Annotated in this window: 30 protein-coding genes and 1 tRNA gene; 14 read left to right on the forward strand and 17 right to left on the reverse strand. The window is 40.7% G+C overall.

The window, feature by feature from the left end; genetic code table 11:
• Positions 1-2: 2 nt before the first annotated feature.
• The 17 genes from rlmH to QLG00_RS12400 all read right to left on the reverse strand — a co-directional run bounded on the left by rlmH (position 3) and on the right by QLG00_RS12400 (position 12,868).
• On the reverse strand, positions 3-482 hold the full coding sequence (gene rlmH, locus QLG00_RS12320) for a 23S rRNA (pseudouridine(1915)-N(3))-methyltransferase RlmH (protein ID WP_004936183.1): 480 nt from the start codon (positions 480-482) through the stop codon (positions 3-5).
• Positions 483-799: 317 nt separating this feature from the next.
• Positions 800-3,226 (reverse strand): endopeptidase La, encoded by a 2,427-nt coding sequence (lon, locus tag QLG00_RS12325; protein ID WP_282471095.1) that lies wholly within the window; start codon positions 3,224-3,226, stop codon positions 800-802.
• 109 nt (positions 3,227-3,335) lie between these two features.
• Positions 3,336-4,001 (reverse strand): 5-formyltetrahydrofolate cyclo-ligase, encoded by a 666-nt coding sequence (locus tag QLG00_RS12330; protein WP_282471096.1) that lies wholly within the window; start codon positions 3,999-4,001, stop codon positions 3,336-3,338.
• 164 nt (positions 4,002-4,165) lie between these two features.
• Positions 4,166-5,809: a glycosyltransferase family 39 protein gene (locus QLG00_RS12335; RefSeq protein ID WP_282471097.1), complete on the reverse strand. Its 1,644-nt coding sequence runs from the start codon at positions 5,807-5,809 to the stop codon at positions 4,166-4,168.
• 5 nt (positions 5,810-5,814) lie between these two features.
• Positions 5,815-6,219, reverse strand: coding sequence for a GtrA family protein (locus QLG00_RS12340; protein ID WP_282471098.1), 405 nt, complete (start codon positions 6,217-6,219; stop codon positions 5,815-5,817).
• Positions 6,203-7,183 (reverse strand): glycosyltransferase family 2 protein, encoded by a 981-nt coding sequence (locus QLG00_RS12345; RefSeq protein WP_025095256.1) that lies wholly within the window; start codon positions 7,181-7,183, stop codon positions 6,203-6,205. Before QLG00_RS12345 ends, QLG00_RS12340 begins: the two co-directional genes overlap by 17 nt.
• Positions 7,183-7,977, reverse strand: coding sequence for a ChbG/HpnK family deacetylase (locus QLG00_RS12350; protein WP_282471099.1), 795 nt, complete (start codon positions 7,975-7,977; stop codon positions 7,183-7,185). The genes QLG00_RS12345 and QLG00_RS12350 overlap by 1 nt, the downstream gene beginning before the upstream one ends.
• A 612-nt stretch (positions 7,978-8,589) precedes the next feature.
• Complete coding sequence (locus QLG00_RS12355) at positions 8,590-8,868, reverse strand: DNA-binding protein (RefSeq protein WP_282471100.1); 279 nt, start codon at positions 8,866-8,868, stop codon at positions 8,590-8,592.
• Positions 8,865-9,119 carry a hypothetical protein gene (locus QLG00_RS12360; RefSeq protein WP_282471101.1) on the reverse strand — a complete coding sequence of 85 codons (255 nt, stop codon included), beginning with the start codon at positions 9,117-9,119 and terminating at the stop codon, positions 8,865-8,867. The genes QLG00_RS12355 and QLG00_RS12360 overlap by 4 nt, the downstream gene beginning before the upstream one ends.
• A gap of 5 nt (positions 9,120-9,124) precedes the next feature.
• The gene (locus QLG00_RS12365) at positions 9,125-9,496 is read right to left on the reverse strand and encodes a hypothetical protein (RefSeq protein WP_282471102.1); all 372 of its coding nucleotides are present in this window, start codon (positions 9,494-9,496) and stop codon (positions 9,125-9,127) included.
• A complete protein-coding gene (locus tag QLG00_RS12370; RefSeq protein ID WP_282471103.1) occupies positions 9,489-9,878 on the reverse strand; it encodes a DUF551 domain-containing protein in 390 nt (129 codons plus the stop codon). Before QLG00_RS12370 ends, QLG00_RS12365 begins: the two co-directional genes overlap by 8 nt.
• On the reverse strand, positions 9,871-10,137 hold the full coding sequence (locus tag QLG00_RS12375; protein WP_282471104.1) for a hypothetical protein: 267 nt from the start codon (positions 10,135-10,137) through the stop codon (positions 9,871-9,873). Before QLG00_RS12375 ends, QLG00_RS12370 begins: the two co-directional genes overlap by 8 nt.
• 68 nt (positions 10,138-10,205) lie before the next feature.
• A complete protein-coding gene (locus QLG00_RS12380; RefSeq protein ID WP_282471105.1) occupies positions 10,206-10,370 on the reverse strand; it encodes a hypothetical protein in 165 nt (54 codons plus the stop codon).
• Positions 10,371-10,461: 91 nt separating this feature from the next.
• Positions 10,462-10,644 (reverse strand): hypothetical protein, encoded by a 183-nt coding sequence (locus QLG00_RS12385; protein ID WP_053469724.1) that lies wholly within the window; start codon positions 10,642-10,644, stop codon positions 10,462-10,464.
• A gap of 74 nt (positions 10,645-10,718) precedes the next feature.
• The gene (locus QLG00_RS12390) at positions 10,719-11,525 is read right to left on the reverse strand and encodes a DUF2303 family protein (protein ID WP_282471106.1); all 807 of its coding nucleotides are present in this window, start codon (positions 11,523-11,525) and stop codon (positions 10,719-10,721) included.
• Between the two features lie 53 nt (positions 11,526-11,578).
• Positions 11,579-11,911, reverse strand: a complete 333-nt coding sequence (locus QLG00_RS12395) for a hypothetical protein (RefSeq protein WP_025095264.1) — start codon at positions 11,909-11,911, stop codon at positions 11,579-11,581.
• 210 nt (positions 11,912-12,121) lie between these two features.
• Positions 12,122-12,868: a S24 family peptidase gene (locus tag QLG00_RS12400; RefSeq protein WP_025095265.1), complete on the reverse strand. Its 747-nt coding sequence runs from the start codon at positions 12,866-12,868 to the stop codon at positions 12,122-12,124.
• Between the two features lie 133 nt (positions 12,869-13,001).
• Here QLG00_RS12400 and QLG00_RS12405 point away from each other — a divergent pair, with 133 nt between their 5' ends.
• From QLG00_RS12405 to QLG00_RS12470, 14 genes are all read left to right on the forward strand, one after another.
• Entirely contained in the window at positions 13,002-13,283 is a 282-nt protein-coding gene (locus QLG00_RS12405; protein WP_282471107.1) for a transcriptional regulator, read from the forward strand.
• Positions 13,284-13,309: 26 nt separating this feature from the next.
• Complete coding sequence (locus QLG00_RS12410) at positions 13,310-13,801, forward strand: phage regulatory CII family protein (RefSeq protein WP_282471108.1); 492 nt, start codon at positions 13,310-13,312, stop codon at positions 13,799-13,801.
• 45 nt (positions 13,802-13,846) lie between these two features.
• Positions 13,847-14,554, forward strand: coding sequence for a phage antirepressor KilAC domain-containing protein (locus QLG00_RS12415; RefSeq protein WP_282471109.1), 708 nt, complete (start codon positions 13,847-13,849; stop codon positions 14,552-14,554).
• A complete protein-coding gene (locus QLG00_RS12420; protein WP_282471110.1) occupies positions 14,551-15,372 on the forward strand; it encodes a DNA adenine methylase in 822 nt (273 codons plus the stop codon). Before QLG00_RS12415 ends, QLG00_RS12420 begins: the two co-directional genes overlap by 4 nt.
• Positions 15,369-16,247: a replication protein gene (locus tag QLG00_RS12425; RefSeq protein WP_282471111.1), complete on the forward strand. Its 879-nt coding sequence runs from the start codon at positions 15,369-15,371 to the stop codon at positions 16,245-16,247. Before QLG00_RS12420 ends, QLG00_RS12425 begins: the two co-directional genes overlap by 4 nt.
• Entirely contained in the window at positions 16,244-16,864 is a 621-nt protein-coding gene (locus QLG00_RS12430) for a restriction endonuclease (protein WP_282471112.1), read from the forward strand. The genes QLG00_RS12425 and QLG00_RS12430 overlap by 4 nt, the downstream gene beginning before the upstream one ends.
• Positions 16,857-17,303, forward strand: coding sequence for a hypothetical protein (locus tag QLG00_RS12435; RefSeq protein WP_282471113.1), 447 nt, complete (start codon positions 16,857-16,859; stop codon positions 17,301-17,303). The genes QLG00_RS12430 and QLG00_RS12435 overlap by 8 nt, the downstream gene beginning before the upstream one ends.
• Positions 17,300-17,593, forward strand: coding sequence for a hypothetical protein (locus tag QLG00_RS12440; RefSeq protein WP_282471114.1), 294 nt, complete (start codon positions 17,300-17,302; stop codon positions 17,591-17,593). The genes QLG00_RS12435 and QLG00_RS12440 overlap by 4 nt, the downstream gene beginning before the upstream one ends.
• A gap of 160 nt (positions 17,594-17,753) precedes the next feature.
• Positions 17,754-18,233 (forward strand): RusA family crossover junction endodeoxyribonuclease, encoded by a 480-nt coding sequence (locus tag QLG00_RS12445; protein ID WP_282471115.1) that lies wholly within the window; start codon positions 17,754-17,756, stop codon positions 18,231-18,233.
• Positions 18,234-18,412: 179 nt separating this feature from the next.
• On the forward strand, positions 18,413-18,958 hold the full coding sequence (locus QLG00_RS12450) for a hypothetical protein (protein ID WP_053469732.1): 546 nt from the start codon (positions 18,413-18,415) through the stop codon (positions 18,956-18,958).
• A gap of 185 nt (positions 18,959-19,143) precedes the next feature.
• Entirely contained in the window at positions 19,144-19,422 is a 279-nt protein-coding gene (locus QLG00_RS12455; RefSeq protein ID WP_053469733.1) for a hypothetical protein, read from the forward strand.
• Between the two features lie 401 nt (positions 19,423-19,823).
• A tRNA-Arg gene (locus tag QLG00_RS12460) sits at positions 19,824-19,892 on the forward strand.
• A gap of 116 nt (positions 19,893-20,008) precedes the next feature.
• Positions 20,009-20,284 carry a hypothetical protein gene (locus QLG00_RS12465; protein ID WP_053469734.1) on the forward strand — a complete coding sequence of 92 codons (276 nt, stop codon included), beginning with the start codon at positions 20,009-20,011 and terminating at the stop codon, positions 20,282-20,284.
• 2 nt (positions 20,285-20,286) lie between these two features.
• Entirely contained in the window at positions 20,287-20,643 is a 357-nt protein-coding gene (locus QLG00_RS12470) for an HNH endonuclease signature motif containing protein (RefSeq protein ID WP_053469735.1), read from the forward strand.
• The last annotated feature ends 127 nt before the right edge of the window (positions 20,644-20,770 follow it).

A 20,770-nucleotide genomic window follows, 5' to 3' on the forward strand; every position in this document is an offset into this window, starting at 1 on the left:
CATTAAGCCCGATGATAAGGATGATTGTGGTTAATGCTCATGGCTCTGTATAGCTGTTCGATCAGCAATACACGCACCAGTGGATGTGGCATGGTGAGCTTAGACAAAGACCAGTGCCACGCGGCAGCCTGACGAACCTGATCGGAAAGACCATCAGGCCCGCCAATGGCCAATGCAATATCCTGTCCGTCTTGCATCCAGCCCTTCATGGTCAGTGCGAGTTTTTCTGTGCTTAACTCACGGCCGCCGACTTCAAGTGCAATCAGCACTTCACCTGGTTTTAGGGCGTTTAAAATACTTTCACCTTCGAGTTGACAGTATTTTAAAATATCGGCCTGCGAGTCATTTTTACCCCGTTTTGCCATAGGCAGTTCAATCACTTGTGTTTGAACAAACGGTTGGATGCGTTTGAAATAATCTTCAAAACCCGTGAGTACCCATGCTGGCATTTTTTGACCAATGGTGAGAAGACGGATTTTCATTACAATACTCACAGGTGAAATCATCGGTATCAGTATAACGATAAAGCCCCGAATGATCATGCCCCGCCGTGCAGATCGTATTCAAATGTTTAGCCACTAAACAACACGAAGAAATTCAGGTAAAAAAACGCAGCCCAAAAGCGTGAAGGACTGCGGTTAAAAGGGCCACCTGTCTGGAGAATCAGATGACCACACTGGAAAAATGAAACAATCATAATAAGTACCCTTAAGATTATTATGGGTATTATTGGTTAATTTTCAACCTGAATAATGTAAAAAAAGAGAGCCGAAGCTCTCTTTTTTATAACCAACTGGAATTAGTGACGTGCTGCTTTTAATTCTTCAACAGGCTTCACAATAGGTGCTTTTACCAAAGGTTTAGGCTGTTCTGTCAAAGCTAAAGGTAAGATTTCATCAATGCTTTTCACTGCTTTGATTTCTAAACCTTCTTTAACATTGTCTGGTATTTCAGCCAAATCACGCACGTTATCTTGTGGAATAAAGACTAACTTGATACCACCACGGTGGGCAGCCAGCAGTTTTTCTTTCAAACCACCAATACGCAGTGCATTCCCACGTAGAGATGTTTCACCTGTCATGGCAATGTCGGCACGGATCGGAATGCCAGTAAATGCCGATACAAGTGCGGTAGTCAGTGCCAAACCAGCAGACGGACCATCTTTTGGCGTAGCGCCTTCAGGCAAATGCACGTGAACATCGGTTTCTTCAAAGCGAGAGGCTTCAATACCCAATTCGTCTGCACGTGTTCTCACTACCGTCATGGCCGCAGTAATCGACTCTTTCATCACATCACCAAGCGAACCTGTTGTAATGAATTTACCTTTACCTTTGACGGCTGCAACTTCAATGGTGAGTAACTCGCCACCGACTGATGTCCATGCCAAACCGTTTACACGACCGACCTGAGCCTCTTCTTCTGCAATACCAAAGTCAAACTTGTGTGGACCAAGATATTCTGGAAGCGTTTCTTGAGTCACATCGATATGCAGATTTTTACTCTTTTTGCTGACCGCTTCTTTAACCACTTTACGTGCAATCTTAGACACTTCACGCTCAAGGCTACGTACACCTGCTTCACGTGTGTAGCGTCGTACAATGTCACGAATCGCTTCTTCATGAACAGTCAATTCACTGCTACGTAAACCGTTATCTTTGATCGCTTTAGGAACCAAGTAACGGTCAGCAATACTAACTTTCTCTTCTTCGGTGTAGCCCGGAAGACGAATCACTTCCATACGGTCTAACAACGCTTCTGGAATGTTCATGCTGTTTGCAGTACAGATAAACATCACTTCAGACAGGTCAAGGTCAAGGTCAAGATAATGATCGTTGAACTTATTGTTCTGTGATGGGTCAAGTACTTCTAACATGGCAGATGCAGGGTCACCACGATAGTCTTGTGCCATCTTGTCGATTTCATCAAGCAAGAACAATGGATTTTTTACACCCACTTTGGTTAGAGACTGCACGATTTTACCTGGCATCGCACCGATGTAGGTACGACGATGTCCGCGAATCTCGGCTTCGTCACGTACACCACCAAGTGCCATACGCACAAACTCGCGACCTGTCGCTTTTGCGATCGATTCACCCAGTGAGGTTTTACCCACACCTGGAGGGCCGACCAAGCACAAAATCGGGCCACGTAACTTTTTCACACGCGATTGAACAGCAAGATATTCGACAATACGGTCTTTGACATCATCAAGACCATAGTGGTCTGCATCTAGAATTTCCTGCGCTTTTTTCAGGTTAATGCTGACTTTGCTTGCAGTGTTCCATGGCGTATCTAGAATCACTTCAAGATAATTACGCACTACCGCTGCTTCACTTGAAGCTGGCTGCATTGCTTTTAATTTACGAAACTCAGCTTCTGCTTTTTTACGCACATGTTCAGGCAAATCTGCTTCAGCAAGACGTTTTTCAATTTCTGCAACATCGTCTTCTGCGCCGCCGTTCATATCGGAAAGCTCGCGTTGAATCACTTTCATTTTTTCATTGAGAAAGTATTCGCGCTGATTCTTTTCCATTTGGCGTTTGACGCTGTCATGCAAGGTCTGCTCAATTTGCTGCTCGGCAGATTGTTGTACCAAGTAGCTGGTCAGCTCTTGCAAGTGTGCTTCAAATTCGTTGTGCTCGAGAAACTTTTGTTTTACATCAATGTTTAATGGCACGCGTGTTGCCACAAAAAACATCAGTTGCAGCAAATCTTCAATTTTATTTGCTGCCGCAACAAGTTCACGAGCATTACGCAGTTTTGCTTCAGCATATTGAGCAAACAAAGTACGTAATTCCTGCAAACGCGTTTCTTGAGTCGCGGAATCGCTATCAACCGTCATTGGGCTCAATTGATGTTCGGCAGTCAAATAACTGTCTTCATCAATAATTTTTGTGAGTTTTGAGCGGTATAAACCTTCAATCAAAACCTTGATACAGTTTTCATCATTTTCGTGATTCACAACTTGCACAATCTTCGCGACGGTACCGTATTGATAAAGGTTGTCGTGATCAATTTCTTCTGTGAGAGAATCCTTTTGTGCAACTACAAATACTAAATTGTCACTGTTACGAGCCACATCAACTGCATTGATCGATTTTTCACGACCTACAAATAGCGCAATTTGCATGTGTGGATACACCACCACATCACGTAGTGCTAAGAGCGGTAATACACTTGGAACCTGAGGCTCTAAGGTTTCTACATTCATAATATTTTCAGACATGGGCACTCCTAATGAGTGACAACGAGGTTGCCATGTTTTTATAGTGATGGGTATTTTAAAAATTACAAGGGCATGACAATCGAAAATGTCAAAAAATTGAGCAAATCGCTCAGATTTTTTTTATCAAGCTGATAGTTTTTTTGAATGGGCGTTTGAAAATATAGCATTTTTTGGGTGTAACCAGTGCATCAAGTGATTGATCCCACGGTGCACGTTGAATATTTTCAGCAATATACTGAAACTCATGTGCCAGTCCGAGACGGATTGGACGCTTCGGTGCGATGGATAATGTTTTATCGTAAAACCCGCCACCCATGCCCACGCGTGAGCCTGTAGTGTCACAAATCACCAGTGGCATTATCACCAGATCAAGCTTGGAGATCGGTTGCCCGCGTGTTGCCATAGGTTCGTACATACCTAAACGATGCTTTGTAAAACGATGGTTTTGATATTGATGCTTAGAAATTTCAACCCAAACCAGTCGCTGATTCATGGCGCAGACTTTAGGTAGAAACACCTTAATGTTTCGCTTGAAACACTCTTGAATCAGCGCTTGTGTTCGAATTTCTCCAAAGGCATCTAGGTAAATGCCTGCACGCATAATGGGTTGACGAGTTCGATCAAGAAAAAAACGTAACTGAGCCAGTACACGTTGCGCTGCACGTTGCTGTGCAAAGCGTGAACTTTGCCGACGCTGTTTGGCAATGTGTCGGCGTAGTTGCTGTAGTGCTGAACCGGAAAGTGGTGCTGTAGCGTGAGGCATAACTGATGTCATTGGATGTATCCCGAGCTTAGGTTTTGATCAGCTTGCCATGCCATATAATTGCTTATAGCTTAGCGGGCTCTTACATAAAATTAAAGTACGTTAAAACTGGATCTGCCACTGAGTGAGCAGACCCGTGTATTTATTCATTTTGATCAAGCGTGCCTTTAGTTATGTCATTCATTAAAAATCAGCACATCAAAATTTCGATTATGAATAATCTGTTTGGCTTGTTGCTCAAGTGAATTATCATGCGATGAGCTAATCACAATCATCGGCGCTTTACGGTCAATTGCGCCATTTAGTTGCGCTCTAGTCCATAAGTAAGCCCGACGCTCTGGTTCAAATTGCAAACCATCCGAGAGCTCCTGTGCGTAATTATCCGATACATTGCTTTGCCAGTCAGTGACCACATACACAGGCTTTTTCAAGTCGAGTAAGAAAGGCAGGTCGTAGTAGTAACGATCGTAAAACACCACTTTTGTGTTGGGGTGAATGTACGCCGTGAAATTGATTTGATCGTGATTATTTTTAATATCAAAAATGCGTGTGGCGAAGGGCACCACACTACACAGCACAATCAGGCAGGCAGTCACATAATGTGCATATTCGAGTTTATGCCGATGGAGTAGCTGTAGAAATAACAGTGGAGAATACACCAGCAGTGCTGCCATCAAGGTAATTTGCCACTTTTGTACACTCGATAAATTAAAATCAAGTGGAATGAAGTACAACGTAGCGGCCAGAACAAATCCCAGCAAACCAACAAAAGCTGCTGGCGCGTATTTTTGCATGCGGGTCAGTTGTTGAGTATTCAGAGTTGATTTCTCAAAAGCTACCGAACACAAGATAATCAGTGGTGTGAGTGCCGGTAAAATATAGCCTGCAAGTTTTGACGGTGGAATAGAAAAAAAGATGACAACAGACACCAACCACCAGATCAGTAATTGCCCAACCGGGTTTAATCGCTGTTGGTGCAGCATGGTGCGAAGGCCTGTCCATCTTAAGGTGAGTAACCATGGCAATAGGCTCACCAGTAAAATGACCAAGTAAAAAAACCACGATTGCTTGTTGTTGAACTGATTAGAATGGAAACGGTTAAATTGTTGATCGATAAAAAAGTAATGCAAAAAATCTGGATAAATTTGCTGCATTTGATACAGCCACGGTAGGGTAAGTGCCGCCAGAAACAACAAAGCAAAAGGATTAAAAAATGCCGGAATACGCTTGTACTGCCGGGTGTAAAGCAGCCATGGAAGCAGAATCATTCCGGGAATTAAAATGCCGATCAGCCCTTTGGTTAAAAAGGCAGAGGCGGCAAAAAAGTACCCCAAGAACAGCATGGCTTTTCGATTGCACAAACTAAAATCGACCAGACAAAATACCGATAAGGTGATGCCTGTTGCCAGCAGTAAATCATGATTAACGTATTGACTGCTCCCAAAGAAAAGCAAATTGGTTGCCATCATCAAGATGCTCAGTTCGGCAATTTTTTGAGAGAGATATTTACGAACAAACAGGTAGGTTCCAATCAAAAGCAAGCTTGCCGCCAGTACAGGAACCAAGCGCACCACCCAGACATGCACACCAAAAATATGCATCGCAATACTGCTCAACCAGTGCAGCATAGGGGGTTTGTGAATAAAGGGCAGACCATCCAAACGTGGAACAAGCCAGTCGCCAGACTCAAACATATGGCGGCTGATATCTGCATAACGGCCTTCATCGGGGATTGATAAAAAGCGGACCGTGGCGCATACAAATAGCCAAACAGAAATTAAACCGAGCTTGATCGGTGAGGTACGTAACCATGACGGCATACTGGCTATCCTTCTGGCTGAAAGGCAAAAATTCGATTCAATAAAAAAGTAAAGACTGAGCTAAAACCAATTGCTGTCAATACACTGAAAGCGGTGGGCAAGTGAAAGGCTTCTTTCAGACTAAGTACCAGTGCTTCATTCAATAAAAATCCGCTACAGGCCACCATCAAGAAACGAAACATCATTTGGCGATGCTGGGCATTTGAAGTCGCAAAGGTAAAATAGCGATGTCCAAAATAACTCATCCAAAAAGCCACGCCAAAGCCAGCCAAATTCGACCAAGCAAGCGCAAGCCGTGTCTTTTCAAGTATGATCACGACTGCCACATGAATGGCGGCAGCACACAGCCCAATGAGGCAAAAACGAATAAACTGCGCACTGATATGTTGATTTTTAGGGTTCAGATGCATGCGGTTTAATTTCGGGTAACGTGTGGGGATGCTTAAATTGCGAGAATTCGCCAGACACAATATAGCGTGGGCGGTTTTTAACTTCGGCATAAATACGGGCGATGTATTCGCCTACAATTCCCAAAAATAACAACTGAATGCCACCAAGTAAGGTGAGTGCAATGACCAGTGTTGCCCAGCCTGGTACACGAACGCCTTCGACCAGTGTTTCAATCAGAATCCATCCACCATAACTCATGGCAATGAGCGCCATTAAAGCCCCTAAATAAATACTCAAACGAAGGGGAAGATCTGAAAACCCGGTCAAACCAGACATGGCAAGACGAAATAATGACTTGGCATTGAAGGTCGACGTGCCATGCTGACGCTCTTGTTCTGAAAAATGAATACCAATACTTTTAAATCCAACCCAAGCATACAAGCCTTTCATATAACGATTTCTTTCTGGTAAGCGGCGGATGGCATCGACGACCTTGGCGTCCATCAATCGAAAGTCACCTGCATTTTCAGGAATATCGATTGGAGAGCTAAGATTTAAAACTTTATAGTAGTGATTGGTCAGTATGCGTTTTAACCAAGACTCACTGCTTCGATTGCGAATGCCGTACACCATATCGTAACCATTCTTCCAAAGATTAATCATGGTCGGAATGGCATCTAGAGGATGCTGAAAATCGGCATCGATCAGCAAAGTAATTTCACCAGTCACCCGATCTAAGCCTGCACTCAATGCGGCTTCTTTACCAAAATTGCGCGACAGTTCGAGTACAATCAGTGGGTAATGATCCACCATAGATTGTAAGACGTGAAGCGTATCGTCTTGACTGCCGTCATCGACCACAATAATTTCATAATGCAATTGTTGCTGATCCAGCGATTTTGCCAGCGCGGGAATAAATGTTTTTAGGTTCTCTGCTTCGTTATAAGCCGGAACAACACAAGACAAAAAAGGAGAAGTGTGCATTAGATTGCTCCTAATGGACCAAGCTGGATATGGTGATGTCGGCAGTCTTGCTGAAATTGTGCTGAGTCGAAGTATTCAAACTCGCGTACACGTGCAGCATGAATCGGGTCATGACTAGACTGGCTGTGGGAAAGTGCAGGGTGACACATGATTAAAAGTTGATCTTGCGCTTGAGCAAGCCACTCCTGGTTCAAAAGCGCATAAGATTGGGCATCAAAACTATAAATACCGGCAAAGGTAGAATTTTGGTGAATATTGTAATGCTGACACATTTCGCTAAAACGTGTAGCACCGAGTAATTTGAGTAGCGTGACTTTGATTCGCGTATTTGGCGTTAAAACAGGGTGGCGCAGACTGCGTACCCAGCCTTTAAATTGCTGTTGATTGAGAAATTTAAATAAAGCTTCACGAATAACGGGAAACTGATGTACATGCTGGTGCCCATCGACAAAATCAGGCATTCGACCTGTCGCAGAGCAAAATAATTCCCACTGACGAGCAATGCTGTCGCGAACTTTAGTTTGTGAAAGCTGGCCAGTCCATGCGCCGAGCATGAGTTTCGGTAATCGCTCGGTATAATCCTGAACGCCAAAAGCTTGAGTAAAATTTAGATGTAATCCAATTTCGGCAGTTGTATCAAGACTTGTTAATACTTTGGCATCTTGAAACCAAGAGGGTGATTGAGTCATGCATGAGGTGGCATGAATGCGCTCTTTTTCAAGCAACGATAAAATCGCCGATGAAATTTCGGGACGCATAGAAAAATCGTCGGCACAGTAACATACTTTAGCCATTGCTTCGTCTCATCTTAACGGTCAAACATGTGCAGCAGGGTTACCTGACATGTTTTGTATAATGATGACTATCGAGGCAAAGACTTAAGCCTAAATTAAGTGCAAAAAATTGAATCTTTATAGAATCTAATGAGAAGTGTTATTTAATTTGATATTAAAGCTGAAATTAATATTTGCTTGTTAAGCGAGCATGTCGCGCTCAATTAAGGAATGATTTAAGGAGATGTTGACTACATACAAAAGGCTAAGGGCTTAAAACCTGTATTTGGGTATTGCTGCGATGATAAAGAAAAATAATAAAGAGGAACTAAACGTAAAAAAATTATAATTAAATGATTTAAAAATAAATGCCTCCGAAGATGCCGCTGCCTGTCATTACCCTTGAACCCTTAAGTTCAAAGTCTACCATAATTTAATGACATTATTAAGCAACATTAGACAATATTTAATTTATTAAAATCAATATCTTATTGGTTTTAGCAACAATTGACAACAATAAGATATAACTATAAATATTTTTTTAGTATACACGAGGTATACACGGATATTTAACGTTTGGGTATACACAGCGCATACACATAATTGGCATTCTAACGACAAAATTAAAGCGGCTCAATTGGCCGCTTGCATAGAGGTACTGTTTAGTTTTTGCCGGTCAAAATAATCAATCACATCTGATTTTTGATAGCTAATTTTGCGTGCACCTTTGGTGTAGGGGATACCTTCACCGGTGCATCTTTTTAGCTGTAACCAGGACAGTGAGACATTAAAAACAACTGCAATTGTCTCGGGTGGAAAGACGGCATCATTCGGCGCGATCCAAAACTGTTTTGTATGCACCAGCTTTTCTTCTGGTGTCATTCTATCGATTTTAGTAGGGCGTTTATTCATGATATCTCCTTCAAACTATTAATCAATTCAGAGTCACCAGCACCACAGTGCAAACAGTGCGTGTACATACCTTGGTCGTTGCCAGATTCCTCATCTGGCTCAAAGTTGGAAGGGTATTCAGAAGCATCTAAAAATACGGTATTAATGATATTTCCATTACGCTTGTAATGAGTGTGTGGGGCTAAGCCGTAATATGGAAAAATGCTATCATCATCGCCGTTCCAGCAATGATCGCAATATTTTGGAATCATGCTAATTAATATCCTGCTTCGATAGTGGCTTTATAATGTGCCGCTGCTTTTTTAGCTTCTTCGAGCGTGTCAAACAGTTCGTAATAACCAACACTATTATTAGCTTCATCCCAATAACATGTATTAAGTTTTGATTTATGCACAACTACAAACTCGCCACTCTCAATCTTCGCAAGCTGAGCTTTGAGTGAGTCGATTTCGGCTTGTTTTGATTCTGCGCATTTCTTCCATGCTTCAAAAGCAAAGTATGCAGATTTGTCGTGCTTTCCTTCATAAAAATATCCATTTTCTTGATTAAAGCACTCTCCAAAAAAATACTCATACTCACCATTAAAATGTTCTTGAAACGCTTCACGCTCTTTTTCTAAATCAATCATGTCTCGGCTCCTTTGGTAGCGGCATCCAGTAAGTAATCAAATCTGTTCGTAATGCTTCTCGATCTATAACGTCAATAAATCCGAAAACATTGCATTTTTCAGCGACTGTCTGCTCATCACCAATCATGATAAGAACTTTCTCACCTTCATTGGGAAGCATAAAATCAACACTTATCCAGACTTTGTCTAATTGCTCAAGCTGAGCTTTGAGTGAGTCGATTTCTGCTTGTTTTGATTCAGCAGACTTAATCCAAATGTGCCAGTTATAATTTAGTTCGGCAGAGCAGTACCCGCCATCTACATCATCTTTTGTGAAATTTCGAACGCCATTTTTATATGACAATTCTTCAAAAGCCTTCCGTTCAAGTTCTAAATCAATCATTGCTCGGCTCCAAAAAAGTTTCTTCATCCCACCAGTTTTGATTTTCAAGCATGTATTTAGTGTGTTCTTCAGATGAGCCGTTCCACTCTTCTAAAGTGATTGAATCTGCAATCCATTGGCCCACTTTTGGAAATACTTGAAGTGCTTCATTCTTCAGTCGTTCAACCAATTTTTCACCAACTTCTTTACATGGTACTGGATAAAGCATTTCTGCTGAATCAGGTTCCTCGGGGATATTTACCGCCCATAACTTTTCCATCAATTCATCCTTTGAGAATAATTTTGCGCATAAATATGATTTATTTGAATTTATGCGCAAATTGTTGCTCATTTTCTCCAACGTGCTTCTTTAAATTTTGCATCGCAAATCAATGATTCGATTTCTGATGCATTCGCAATGTTTTCAAGCATGGGTCGTATAAAATCATCATCTGAGGCACATAAGTGAGCTGCTTTTAACAAAGCTATAGGAAGTTTGATTTCATGTTTCATGATTGTTTCCTTGAGCATAAATATGCACAAAATCTTTAATATTTAACAAATTTGAGCAAATAATTTCACATTTGATGATTTTTAAAGGGTTTCAATTACCTAAATTGATGCAGTAGTTGATTACCGCAAATATCACAAATGCAATAAGCACAAATATTAGAAATTCTTTGGCTGTTGCAATGAGTACCTGTTTACGAGATGGGCGCTGCTCGGCTTGGGTTGGATGCTGATACAGAACCGGTTTAGTTTGACTTTCAATCATTTTGTGTTTCATAATCGCCTCATGAACATGCAAGTGTTTATTTAGAAAGCCCCTACGCCGTCCAAGTGAAGGGGCTTTTTTTATTGTTAGGCTGTGAATGTGCCGATGTGAACTTGATTATCTGGTAGGAGATCAATCACTTTGGATTTGAAGTCCTGCACAATTTCATCAAGAATCAATTCTTCTTTAACAATTTGAAGGGCAAACACTGGCTTTTCATCATTTGTATTAACAATGATTCGTAAAACAATCAGGCGTTCATCAAGGCCGTTGTAAGCTGAATCCATGATTTTAAAATAGGCTGGTGTTGCTGCTTCATTTGAACGTGCTTCAACTTGTTCGAAACGAGAGCGACTTTCAGATAAATTACCAACATTCGCTTCGACCTTCACAGATGCACCTACCTGCATGTTGCGCACAGCAGACAGAGCTTCTTTACCGCCGATCAATGTACCTTCAGCATCTGTAATTTCTAAAACACTGACCCAGTCTTCTAAGAAAACAGCAAAGTCACGCTGAGACAATTTTCGATCTTTCAAATTTTGCAGCTTGGTCCAAACAACTGTTGGCTCAAGCTTTAAGTTGGCTTTATGGTCGCAATGGCCTTGATCGTAGACATCATCGTAATAATTAAGAATCGCCAGCGCTTCCATATCTTTGTGGTTCACGAAGACAGGTGCATGTTGATCGATCAATGTGTTGTCTAATACATATTTACGAAAGTCTTCAAATGAAGATGTTTGCATTAATCCACGTGGACGATTACGGCCACCTAAGAACTGTTCAAGGTCAGCAATTTTATAATCCTTGTTGATAGCAATCAGATCGCCACGTGCAAGTTGCTTGATAGGGGTGCTCAAGGTCGCGATTGCATTTGCTTCTGTGTTTTCCATTGTAGTTGTCCTACTTGTTGTAAAAATAGATTTGAGGGGTTGAAACGCGCCGTTTACGCGCGTTCATGCTCTTTGAATAGCTGGCTTGTATGATTGGCAAAGATTGTCACGCTGCCATCAGTATTGAGATACATAGGGGTTTCTGAGGTTGTATCTTCTGAACGTTTGCCTTTTGCAGTAGGTTCCACATAGGCCAAGGTGTGAGAAATGTTGACTTGGTTCGATTCACCGATTCTGGAAATATCCAAGGTCACTTGGACTTTGCCCTTTTTGCCGTTTGCTACGACGCCTTGGGCTACTTCTGAAATAGCGATACCAAGCTGCTGAGAGAAGTTGCCGCCAGATAGATCAGCAACGAATTGAGGTGCATCAGTTTGTTTTGACATGTTATTGCCTCACTTGAGTTAAACCTCGCTTATCGTTGTGGCGAGGATTTGTTGTCTGTGAGATGAATTTATCAAAAGATAATTTCATTATCAATAGCATTTGATAAATTAAATTATCTTTATTGCTAAATATTGATAATTAAAAGATATTTTAATGACAAAAAAAAGCCTGACTTTTCGCCAGGCAAATTATCAAAATTTTGTAAATTTTTATACTTCTCCGCAACGCCACTTTATGCGCCCAGTTATCTGAACAGAATTTAAATCTTTTGCATGAATAAATTCATCAGGATATGTAGTTTTATCCAAGTTATCGCTTACAAGTCTTAAATCACCATTAGGTAGTTTAAATAGACGCTTTATACGCAATTCCTTATTAATTATGAAAGCGTAAATTTTATCACTGAGAACTTCTTCTATTGTTTTGACTCTTAGATCCACTAATACAGCATCTTCATGATTAATAGTTGGTTCCATACTCTTACCATCACCACAGAGAATTCCAGTCTCATTATGATTCAGTGATAAATTATGCTTTCTTAAAAAACTTTGTTTGAAAACAAGGCCGCCTTTTATGAGTTCATCTTCATTGGTATATCCATTACCACAAGCAGCACGTACGTCATACATCGGAATAATTACATAATCAGACTGTTCATCAATTTGTCTCGGCTTAATGATGCCATTTTCAATCTTACTTTCACCAAAGGGACTTGAATTATCAAGTGCATCTAAAGAATTTAGTTCAAGATCTAAGCTTCTTTCAATTTGTCTAGCTTTAGCTTCACTCACACCTCTTGATCCCTTTTGGTCTGGTTCCATAAGCATCTGAGAAAGATAAGTTTTGTCGATTCCAACAGCTACAGCAAAGTCCTCCTGACGATCAAAAATCCTATCAGAAGTAAGTTGATCTATAAGCTTACGTAGATTTTTACGACGTATTTCTTTTAAGTTCATGTTCAAAATATTCATAAGCCAACTAATTATCAAATGATAACAACCGAAGATAAATTTAGCTAATTATCCTATTGCAAATATATTTATCAAAAGATAAACTAATTTGATAAATTAATTATCAATAGGATTAGCAATGACTGCGTCTAAGCAATCACTTTCAAGCTACCTAAATTCTCTATCAAGCAAAGAAGAAAAAGAGAATTTTGCCAAGCGTTGCAAAACATCTTTGGGATATTTGCGATTAATCACGTCTGGTGTTCGTCAATGTAGCGCAACTCTTGCCATCGATATTGACCGTGAAAGCGAAGGAAAAGTGGCTTGTGAAGAACTATGCCCTAATGCTGATTTCGCCTATCTGCGCAATTCTAAAGATGAAATGCATAACTCATTCTCACAAAACGCCGTGCATCGGTAAACGTGAAAAAAATCAAGGATTCACATATGGAAATTTCAAAAGAAACAAAAAACGCACTGCACAAAATGATTCATCACTCTGAGGGCGTCACACCTAAGGATGTGGCAGATGTGTTGGGCGTATCTCACAAAACGGTATTGAACTATGCAAATCCAAACATGGACCAGCATTTACCGAGTCTTAAGGCATTTGAAGCGTCGCTTGTGTACACACAAAACCCAGCCGTGATTAAGGTTTGGGCGCACAAGTTGGGTTTGATGTTGGTACCGGTAAAGCAGGCGACAGACAAAGAACATCAAGTGAGCGTACTTGAATCACTACTTCATTTGAATATTGGCAACGGTCAAATGAATAAGCACGTACATGACATTTTAGAAGATGGTGTGGTCACGCCGTCAGAACTTGCGGACACATTGCATTTGGTTGAATCACTTGAGCAAGAACTTGCCAGCTTTCGTAAAGCGATTGAAACAGAGGCAGGAAAATATTTATCGGCCCTACAAACAGAAAAAGCCTGATCCGCGAAGTCAGGCTTTTAACGTTGATAACCAAAAGGAAATCAAATGAACATGTTGGCTAAATTTAATCACACCGAAATGCAAATGACAAGCTTAGAAATTTCAGAGCTTGTTCATTCACGTCACGACAGCGTTAAGAGAACTATTGAAACGCTTGCAAGTAAAGGTGTTATCGAATCTCCACAGTCTGTGGAAATTAAAACGGCGACACGTCCGACAGGTGTATATGTCTTTTCTGGTGAAACTGGGAAACTAGATAGCATTACTGTAGTTGCACAACTTTGCCCTCAATTTACAGCAGCTTTGGTAAAGCGTTGGTATGAACTTGAGTCTCAGCAAAATCAAACTCGTGAATTAACTCGGTTGGAGATTCTGCAACTTGCTTTGGAGTCTGAGAAAAAAGCCATTGAGCTAGAGCAACAAGTCAAGGTACTTGAACCTAAGGCGCAGGCATTAGATGTGATTGCGGATACGACAAACACTTATAGCATCCGTGAGTGTGCCAAAACGATTGGCATTCAAGAAACCAAGCTGATTGATTTCATGCTCAAAAAACAGTGGGTGTATCGAGAGAACAGCAGGCATCGCCGTTTGTGCGCTTATGCTCATCGAGTAGAACAAAAAGTCATGATCAATAAGGTTTCAAAAGTGGTTGCTTGTGATGATGGTGACAAAGTGTTTACTCAGGCACGTATTACGGCGTTTGGTTTGACTCGCTTAACTGCGGCTATTGAAAAGGCGGGTTTGAAATGAATCATCCTTTAATTCGATACCATGGCGGAAAATTTAGGTTATCCGACTGGATTATTTCCCATTTTCCAAAACATGAAACTTATGTTGAACCATTTGGTGGCGGCGCTTCTGTACTTTTATCTAAACAGCAAAGTCGGATGGAAGTTTATAACGACCTTGATAGTGATGTTGTCAATTTCTTTGAAGTTTTAAGAGATCCTGATCTTGCTATTGCATTGGCCAAGCAGATTGAACTTACCCCATATTCACGAACTGAGTTTTTAAATGCTCGAGCTGAAACTTTGAATAAAGTAGAACAGGCCAGACGTTTAGTGATTCGCGCCCAAATGGGTTTTGGGTCGGCAGGTGCCACAAAAGGGAATACTGGGTTTCGGTTAGATACAGCTCGAGGCGGCAGTGACATCGTGACCATTTGGCAACGACAGCCAGAGGTCATACTTCAAGCTGCTGCTCGTTTAAAGAAGGTACTTATTGAAAATCGTGATGCTCTTAAAGTCATTGAAGATCATGATCGAGAGGACACGCTTTTCTTTGTGGATCCCCCTTATGTTTTAGACACAAGAAATATGGGTGGAAAAGCATACCGACATGAAATGACCAATGTAGACCATGAGCAACTTGTAAGCACATTACAACACTGCAAGGGCATGGTGATTTTATGTGGATACGAGCACCCTATTTATGAAGCACTGAATTGGAAGAAAGTTAAAAAGTCCGTAGCTGCTGCTGGGCAGTCTGGATCAGTTCTACGTGAGGAAGTTCTTTGGATTAATCCACAGGCTGAAAATCAATATGATTTATTTAGCGAGGTGGTATGAGCAAATTTATCCCTAACTCATTCCAGGTGCCAAATGCCTTTGTCGATGAAGTACTCGACAAAATATCCGACTCTGCATGCAAAATTTACCTTGTGATCTGTCGTAAGACACGCGGCTGGAACAAAGAAATGGATTCAATTTCTCTAACTCAGTTTGAGGAAATCACCGGTAAAAGTCGTCCAACAATTGTGAAATGCCTCAAGGAATTGATCAAAGTTGGTCTTGTTATGGAAGAGCAGAGCACGATCCATGGGAACACTTTTAAACTTGGAAATGAAACTTCAATTGGTTGTGTCTTAAAGTTTCCTAGTAAAGAATTTTTACTAGATGAATCAAAGTCGAGTGGTAAAAAATATTTACCATTGCTAGTTAAAAATTTTAACCATGCTAGTAAAAATATTTTACCGCTGCTAGTAAAAATTTTTAACACACAAAGTATCACTATCAAAAACAACTCTCAAAGTAATAAAAAAATAAATAAAAAAGATTCAGCTGAACAACCTGAATCTAAAAAATCAGTGAGTCAGAAATCAGACAAGTTTGATTTTAAAAACGCACTCATTGAAAACGGTGTTTCTGAAAAACTCGCTACTGAGTTCATGCAAGTTCGCAAAGCCAAAGGCGGTGTAAACACAGAACGTGCATTTTCACTTCTTTCAAAACAGATCGATAAAGCGAATCTCAATTTCGTACAAGCGATTGAGTTTTGTTTGAACCGTCAAAAGCCTTGGGCAGCGTTTGAGGCGCAATGGTATTTCAACGAACAGAATCGTTCTTCACAACCACAGCAAACAAATCAGCCGTACCAACGCCGTTTTGGTAACTCACAACCTCAAGCGCCACAGATCCGCGATGTAACGGGAGAGCATGCATGAGCAATATTCAAGTTTTCCAAGATGCTTTCACTGTTTCATTTCCAGTTGACGTTGCTGAGATGGTTCTTTCACGCATTGAGATGATTCACGGCGCTGATTTTCAAAAGCTCTACGGTCATTTGTCGAATGATGAGCTTACACAGCTTGCATGCACAGTGCTCGATGGTATCTCACCAGTTGAACTTAAACGCGGCATTCAGCGCATGAATACTGAGAAGTGGTGCCCGAAGCTGCCAGAGTTTCGCTCTTGGTGTGTTCAGGCGGGTGATTGGTGGACTGCTGATCAAGCCTGGGCGAAAGCTTTAAATTTTATCAATGACAGTTCTCTACCGATGACCACATTGGCAAAGGCTGCTTTTGATGAGGTGAAACACATTCTGGACAACGAAGGGCAAAAGGCTGCGCATTACGCATTTAAAGATATCTATCAAGATTATCTTGCTCAAGCGCAAAAAAAGGGCAAAACACAAGAAATGTGGGTGAAACCTGAAAAGCCTAAAGCTATTTCAACTACTCGAAAAACTGTGCCATGTCCGCCTGAAGTTTTGAGCCAATTAAAAGGAATTAATAAGTTCTCAAATCAGTTAAATGCTGTGTGTGAGGTGAGAAATGGATAAGTGTAAACATGGTTTTGATCACGCATGTCTAATTTGTGGATTTACTCATATTGATGGTAAGAAAGTCTGGTTTGACTGGGCATGGCAAGAACAGCAAAAGCAGATTGATGAACTTAATCAAAATAATGAGAAATTGAGACTTGATCATGCTGCTTACAAGAAGGGAGTGAAAAATATTATTCAGGAAAAACTAAAACAAATAGAAGGAAGGAATTTCACTATTGCAGCAATGGAACGATCTTTCGTTTTAGCTAATGCGAAAGTTGATGAGTTGCAGGCGCGAATTCAAGCAGCTACAGCAAAATGGATTTCTATTGCTTCAATATTGGCAATTACCGAATCAAATGTGCCAGATGTGATTTATAAACAGCTTGATGAACTACATGATGCACTTTGTGGTTTTGAGCCTGAACAAGCACTCAAAGGTGGTGAAGTATGACGAAGCATAGCTTAGTAACGCATCAATTTATTGTTAGCAGACTATCTTACTCACCTTTAACTGGAATCTTTAGATGGCGTTCAATTCCGCAAAATACTCAAAATTCTGGAAAAGTTGCAGGGTGTAGATGTGAAACGGGAATTGTAATTCAGTTGTTAGGAGAAAAATGGACAGCTTCACGACTTGCTGTTTTTTACATGACAGGAATTAACCCAATACATCGCATACAGCACATTAATGGTGATCAATTTGATTGTCGTTATATCAACTTAAGAGAGTGTGCTGTATGACGATCCCAGCTGATGCAACACATACAGATAACGATGGTACCTATTGGAAGGACAACGACGGCTATTGGTACTACTGGGATGAAATCTTTGAATGGTGCGGGTACATCGGGCCAGTTAATCAAATGTTCTTAAACAATAAAAATCCAATAGGGGTGAAATGATGCTACAGCCAAAATGGGGAACATATCGCCATAGTTTTGACAAAAAAGACAGTAAGAAGTTAGTAAAAAAAGATCACATTCCAGCGGTGCCTTCATTCCTGGTTAAAGGCAAAACATTTGAATGCTCAGGGGGTGAAATACTTAATTGCAGTATTCAAATCGTACCGCCGTCAATCAACAACTATTGGCTTGATTCTGGTAAGGCATGCAAACGACTCAGCAAACGTGCAAATCATTTTGTAGAGGTAATCAAAAGATTTGCTCAACCACTTAATTATGGTGGTGATGTACGAGTAGAGATTAACTATCACATGCCAGATAACAAGGTGCGTGATATCGATAACATCGTAAAACCTTGTCTTGATGCTTTAACAAAGTGCGGTTTGATTGGGGATGACTCACAAGTAAAAAGCCTGATAGTTCATGCCAGACCGATTGTTAAAGGTGGTTTGCTTGATTTATGCGTAATCAAAATGTGAGGCCAAGTATGAGACATCAAAATAATAATTGGTTGTGGGTGCTGGTCTTTCTTGTTTTTGCACTGGCAGCAGGTCTGATAAATGGATGGAACACCATTCAAGTATGTAAAACACATGATGTGTATTGGGTAAAGGGAACTCAATACTCATGCAAATTTTTTAAATAAGGCGGGCCTTCGATGAATCAAGAGTTAAAGCAAAATCCAGTTTCTAATATCGAATGGCTTGGTGCGCAGATGCGTGCAAAGACAGCAAATTTAGAACAGTGTACTCAAGACACTAATTTAAAGCCGATCACTTGGGAAGATCGTTGCGGGGCATTCACTCACATTCAAACAGAACAAGCAAAAAGTCTTGCGGCATTATTTGTTTGGGGCCACAAAGACAAACAGTCATACGATTATTTGATAGATAATCTTTCAAACATCATGCTGGATCAAGTAAAGAAGGATCGCAAAAGCGACCCCAAAAATATTCCCTTGAAAGATCTTAGTTTGTTAATGGCTCGTATGGTTCTTGAGTTTGCTTTAGATGAGAACTTGGAATCTAACTTTACTGCTAAAGGCCGGCTATATTTTGCAGGTATTGGAGAAGGACGCTTATCGTATGATGCTTACAGAATGTCTTGGATCAAGTACGAAAAGCAGATGCAGCTTGCGATTTATAGCGCTCGCTGGGAGATTGAAACGGCGGTTGAGAAGTATCGAAAACTTTTAAAAAACTGATGAGAAAGTTTTTACAATCTGCCTATTTCGTTTAAACGTAAATAGATGTATATTTTCAATATACTGGTCGTACTGCACCAGATTGATAATTAAGCTCGCATTTGCGGGCTTTTTTGTTTTTTTGAATTTGATTTTGAACAGCAGATATGGAACATTAAAGTATTACAATCAAAAGTAGATAGAAAATGAAGATCATTCGACTCGAGGCAACGTGTGACCAGTACAATAATTTTCAATTAAATTTCAATGAAAAAAATGGGGTAACGCCTGAATATCCTAATACAGTTGATGAATCAAAAAATGATTTAGCAATTGGCACAGTTAGTGAAAATTCAAAATACTTTCACCATATAGACAGAGCTGATACAAGATATTTGATCTACCTTAAAGGTGATCTAGGAGTACTGAATGGACAGGAAATATCACATCTAGAGAAAGCTTTGGATAACTTTTTAAGTAATTAAAACTTATATCTGATTAAGTAATGAATGCCCTGCCACTGGTGGGGTTTTTTATGCGTGGGGTAAAGCCATGAAAGAACGTTAGCCAAATTTCGGCAACTTCGATTTGTGACGCTTCCTCTAATAGGGCGAGCTAGAAGCACAAACGGTGGGATGCAGAAACCAGCCGTATAAATCGGTTTGAATCCAGTGTGACCTCATCAAGCACTGAGTTAGCCATAGAGTCAAAAGTTGGGGTGATTCCCCGAATATGAGAGTTTGAAAGACACAGGACTAATCAATAGCTAACTTTGAAATGTTTGTAGTGTTGAGTAGCGATAGGTCAGTTGCCGAGCTGATCAACATCGTAATCTAAGGCGAGGGTGTGGCAGTTTGCCACGCCCTTTTTTAATTTATACGCCATTCGTCTAACTGGATAAGACATCATAATTCTAGTGTGATTGATGCGGGTTCGAATCCAGCCAGAACCACCAATTAATCTAAATATAAAGTTAATAACCACCTTAGGATAGTTTTTTATTCTCAGATGAGGTAATCACAATGAAGTTTATCGACTGCCAAGGCTGTGATGGGCGGAGGAAATGGTTAAGTGAACGAGCAAAAGAATCTATCAGTTCAATCCAGCGAGCAATTGCAGCTCTCTCAGGTGCTTCAGCAAAACAACCAGATGATGAAGCTGATACAACAGCAGAATCGACAGGCTCAGAAGCAGATGACACAGGCAACGCTAAACCAAAACGCGCTGCTCGAAACAATCAACAAACTGATCCAAGTCAATCTTAATCAATCAACTCAGATTCAAGAGCTGCTTTGCTTGTTGAGTGATGATGAAGATCGAGAACAGTATCAATCTTTGGATGATTAACTATGGCCAGACCGTGCAGAGAGTTTGGTTGCCCGAATCTAGTCACATCACAGCATCAAAAAGGATTCTGTGATGAGCACGCAGATAAGCGTAGTAACTGGAACAATAGACCACAGCGTAACGGATCAACTACTGCAAGAGGCTATGGCCATGACTGGCGTAAGCTGCGCTTACAAGTCTTGCGCCGTGATGAGTATCTATGCGTTAAGTGTGCACAAGCTGGCTTGGTTGTTGAAGCTACCGATGTGGATCACATCATTCCAAAGCATGCAGGCGGCACTGATGAGCTGAGCAACCTGCAAAGCCTATGCTCGCCGTGTCATAAAGAGAAGACAGCAAAAGAGGATAGTAAGACGTGAGTGCATATAAAAGCTTTACTTGCATAAACTGTCAGAAACTCATCAATAGAAAAGTAAGGCATACAAATGATGCTGGTAAGTTTTGCTCTAGAAACTGCTCATATACATTTTCTTCGTACCATGCTGT

Origin of the sequence: Acinetobacter sp. V89_7 (assembly GCF_029967895.1) — a bacterium.
In the GTDB taxonomy this organism is placed as follows: Bacteria; Pseudomonadota; Gammaproteobacteria; order Pseudomonadales; family Moraxellaceae; genus Acinetobacter; species Acinetobacter soli.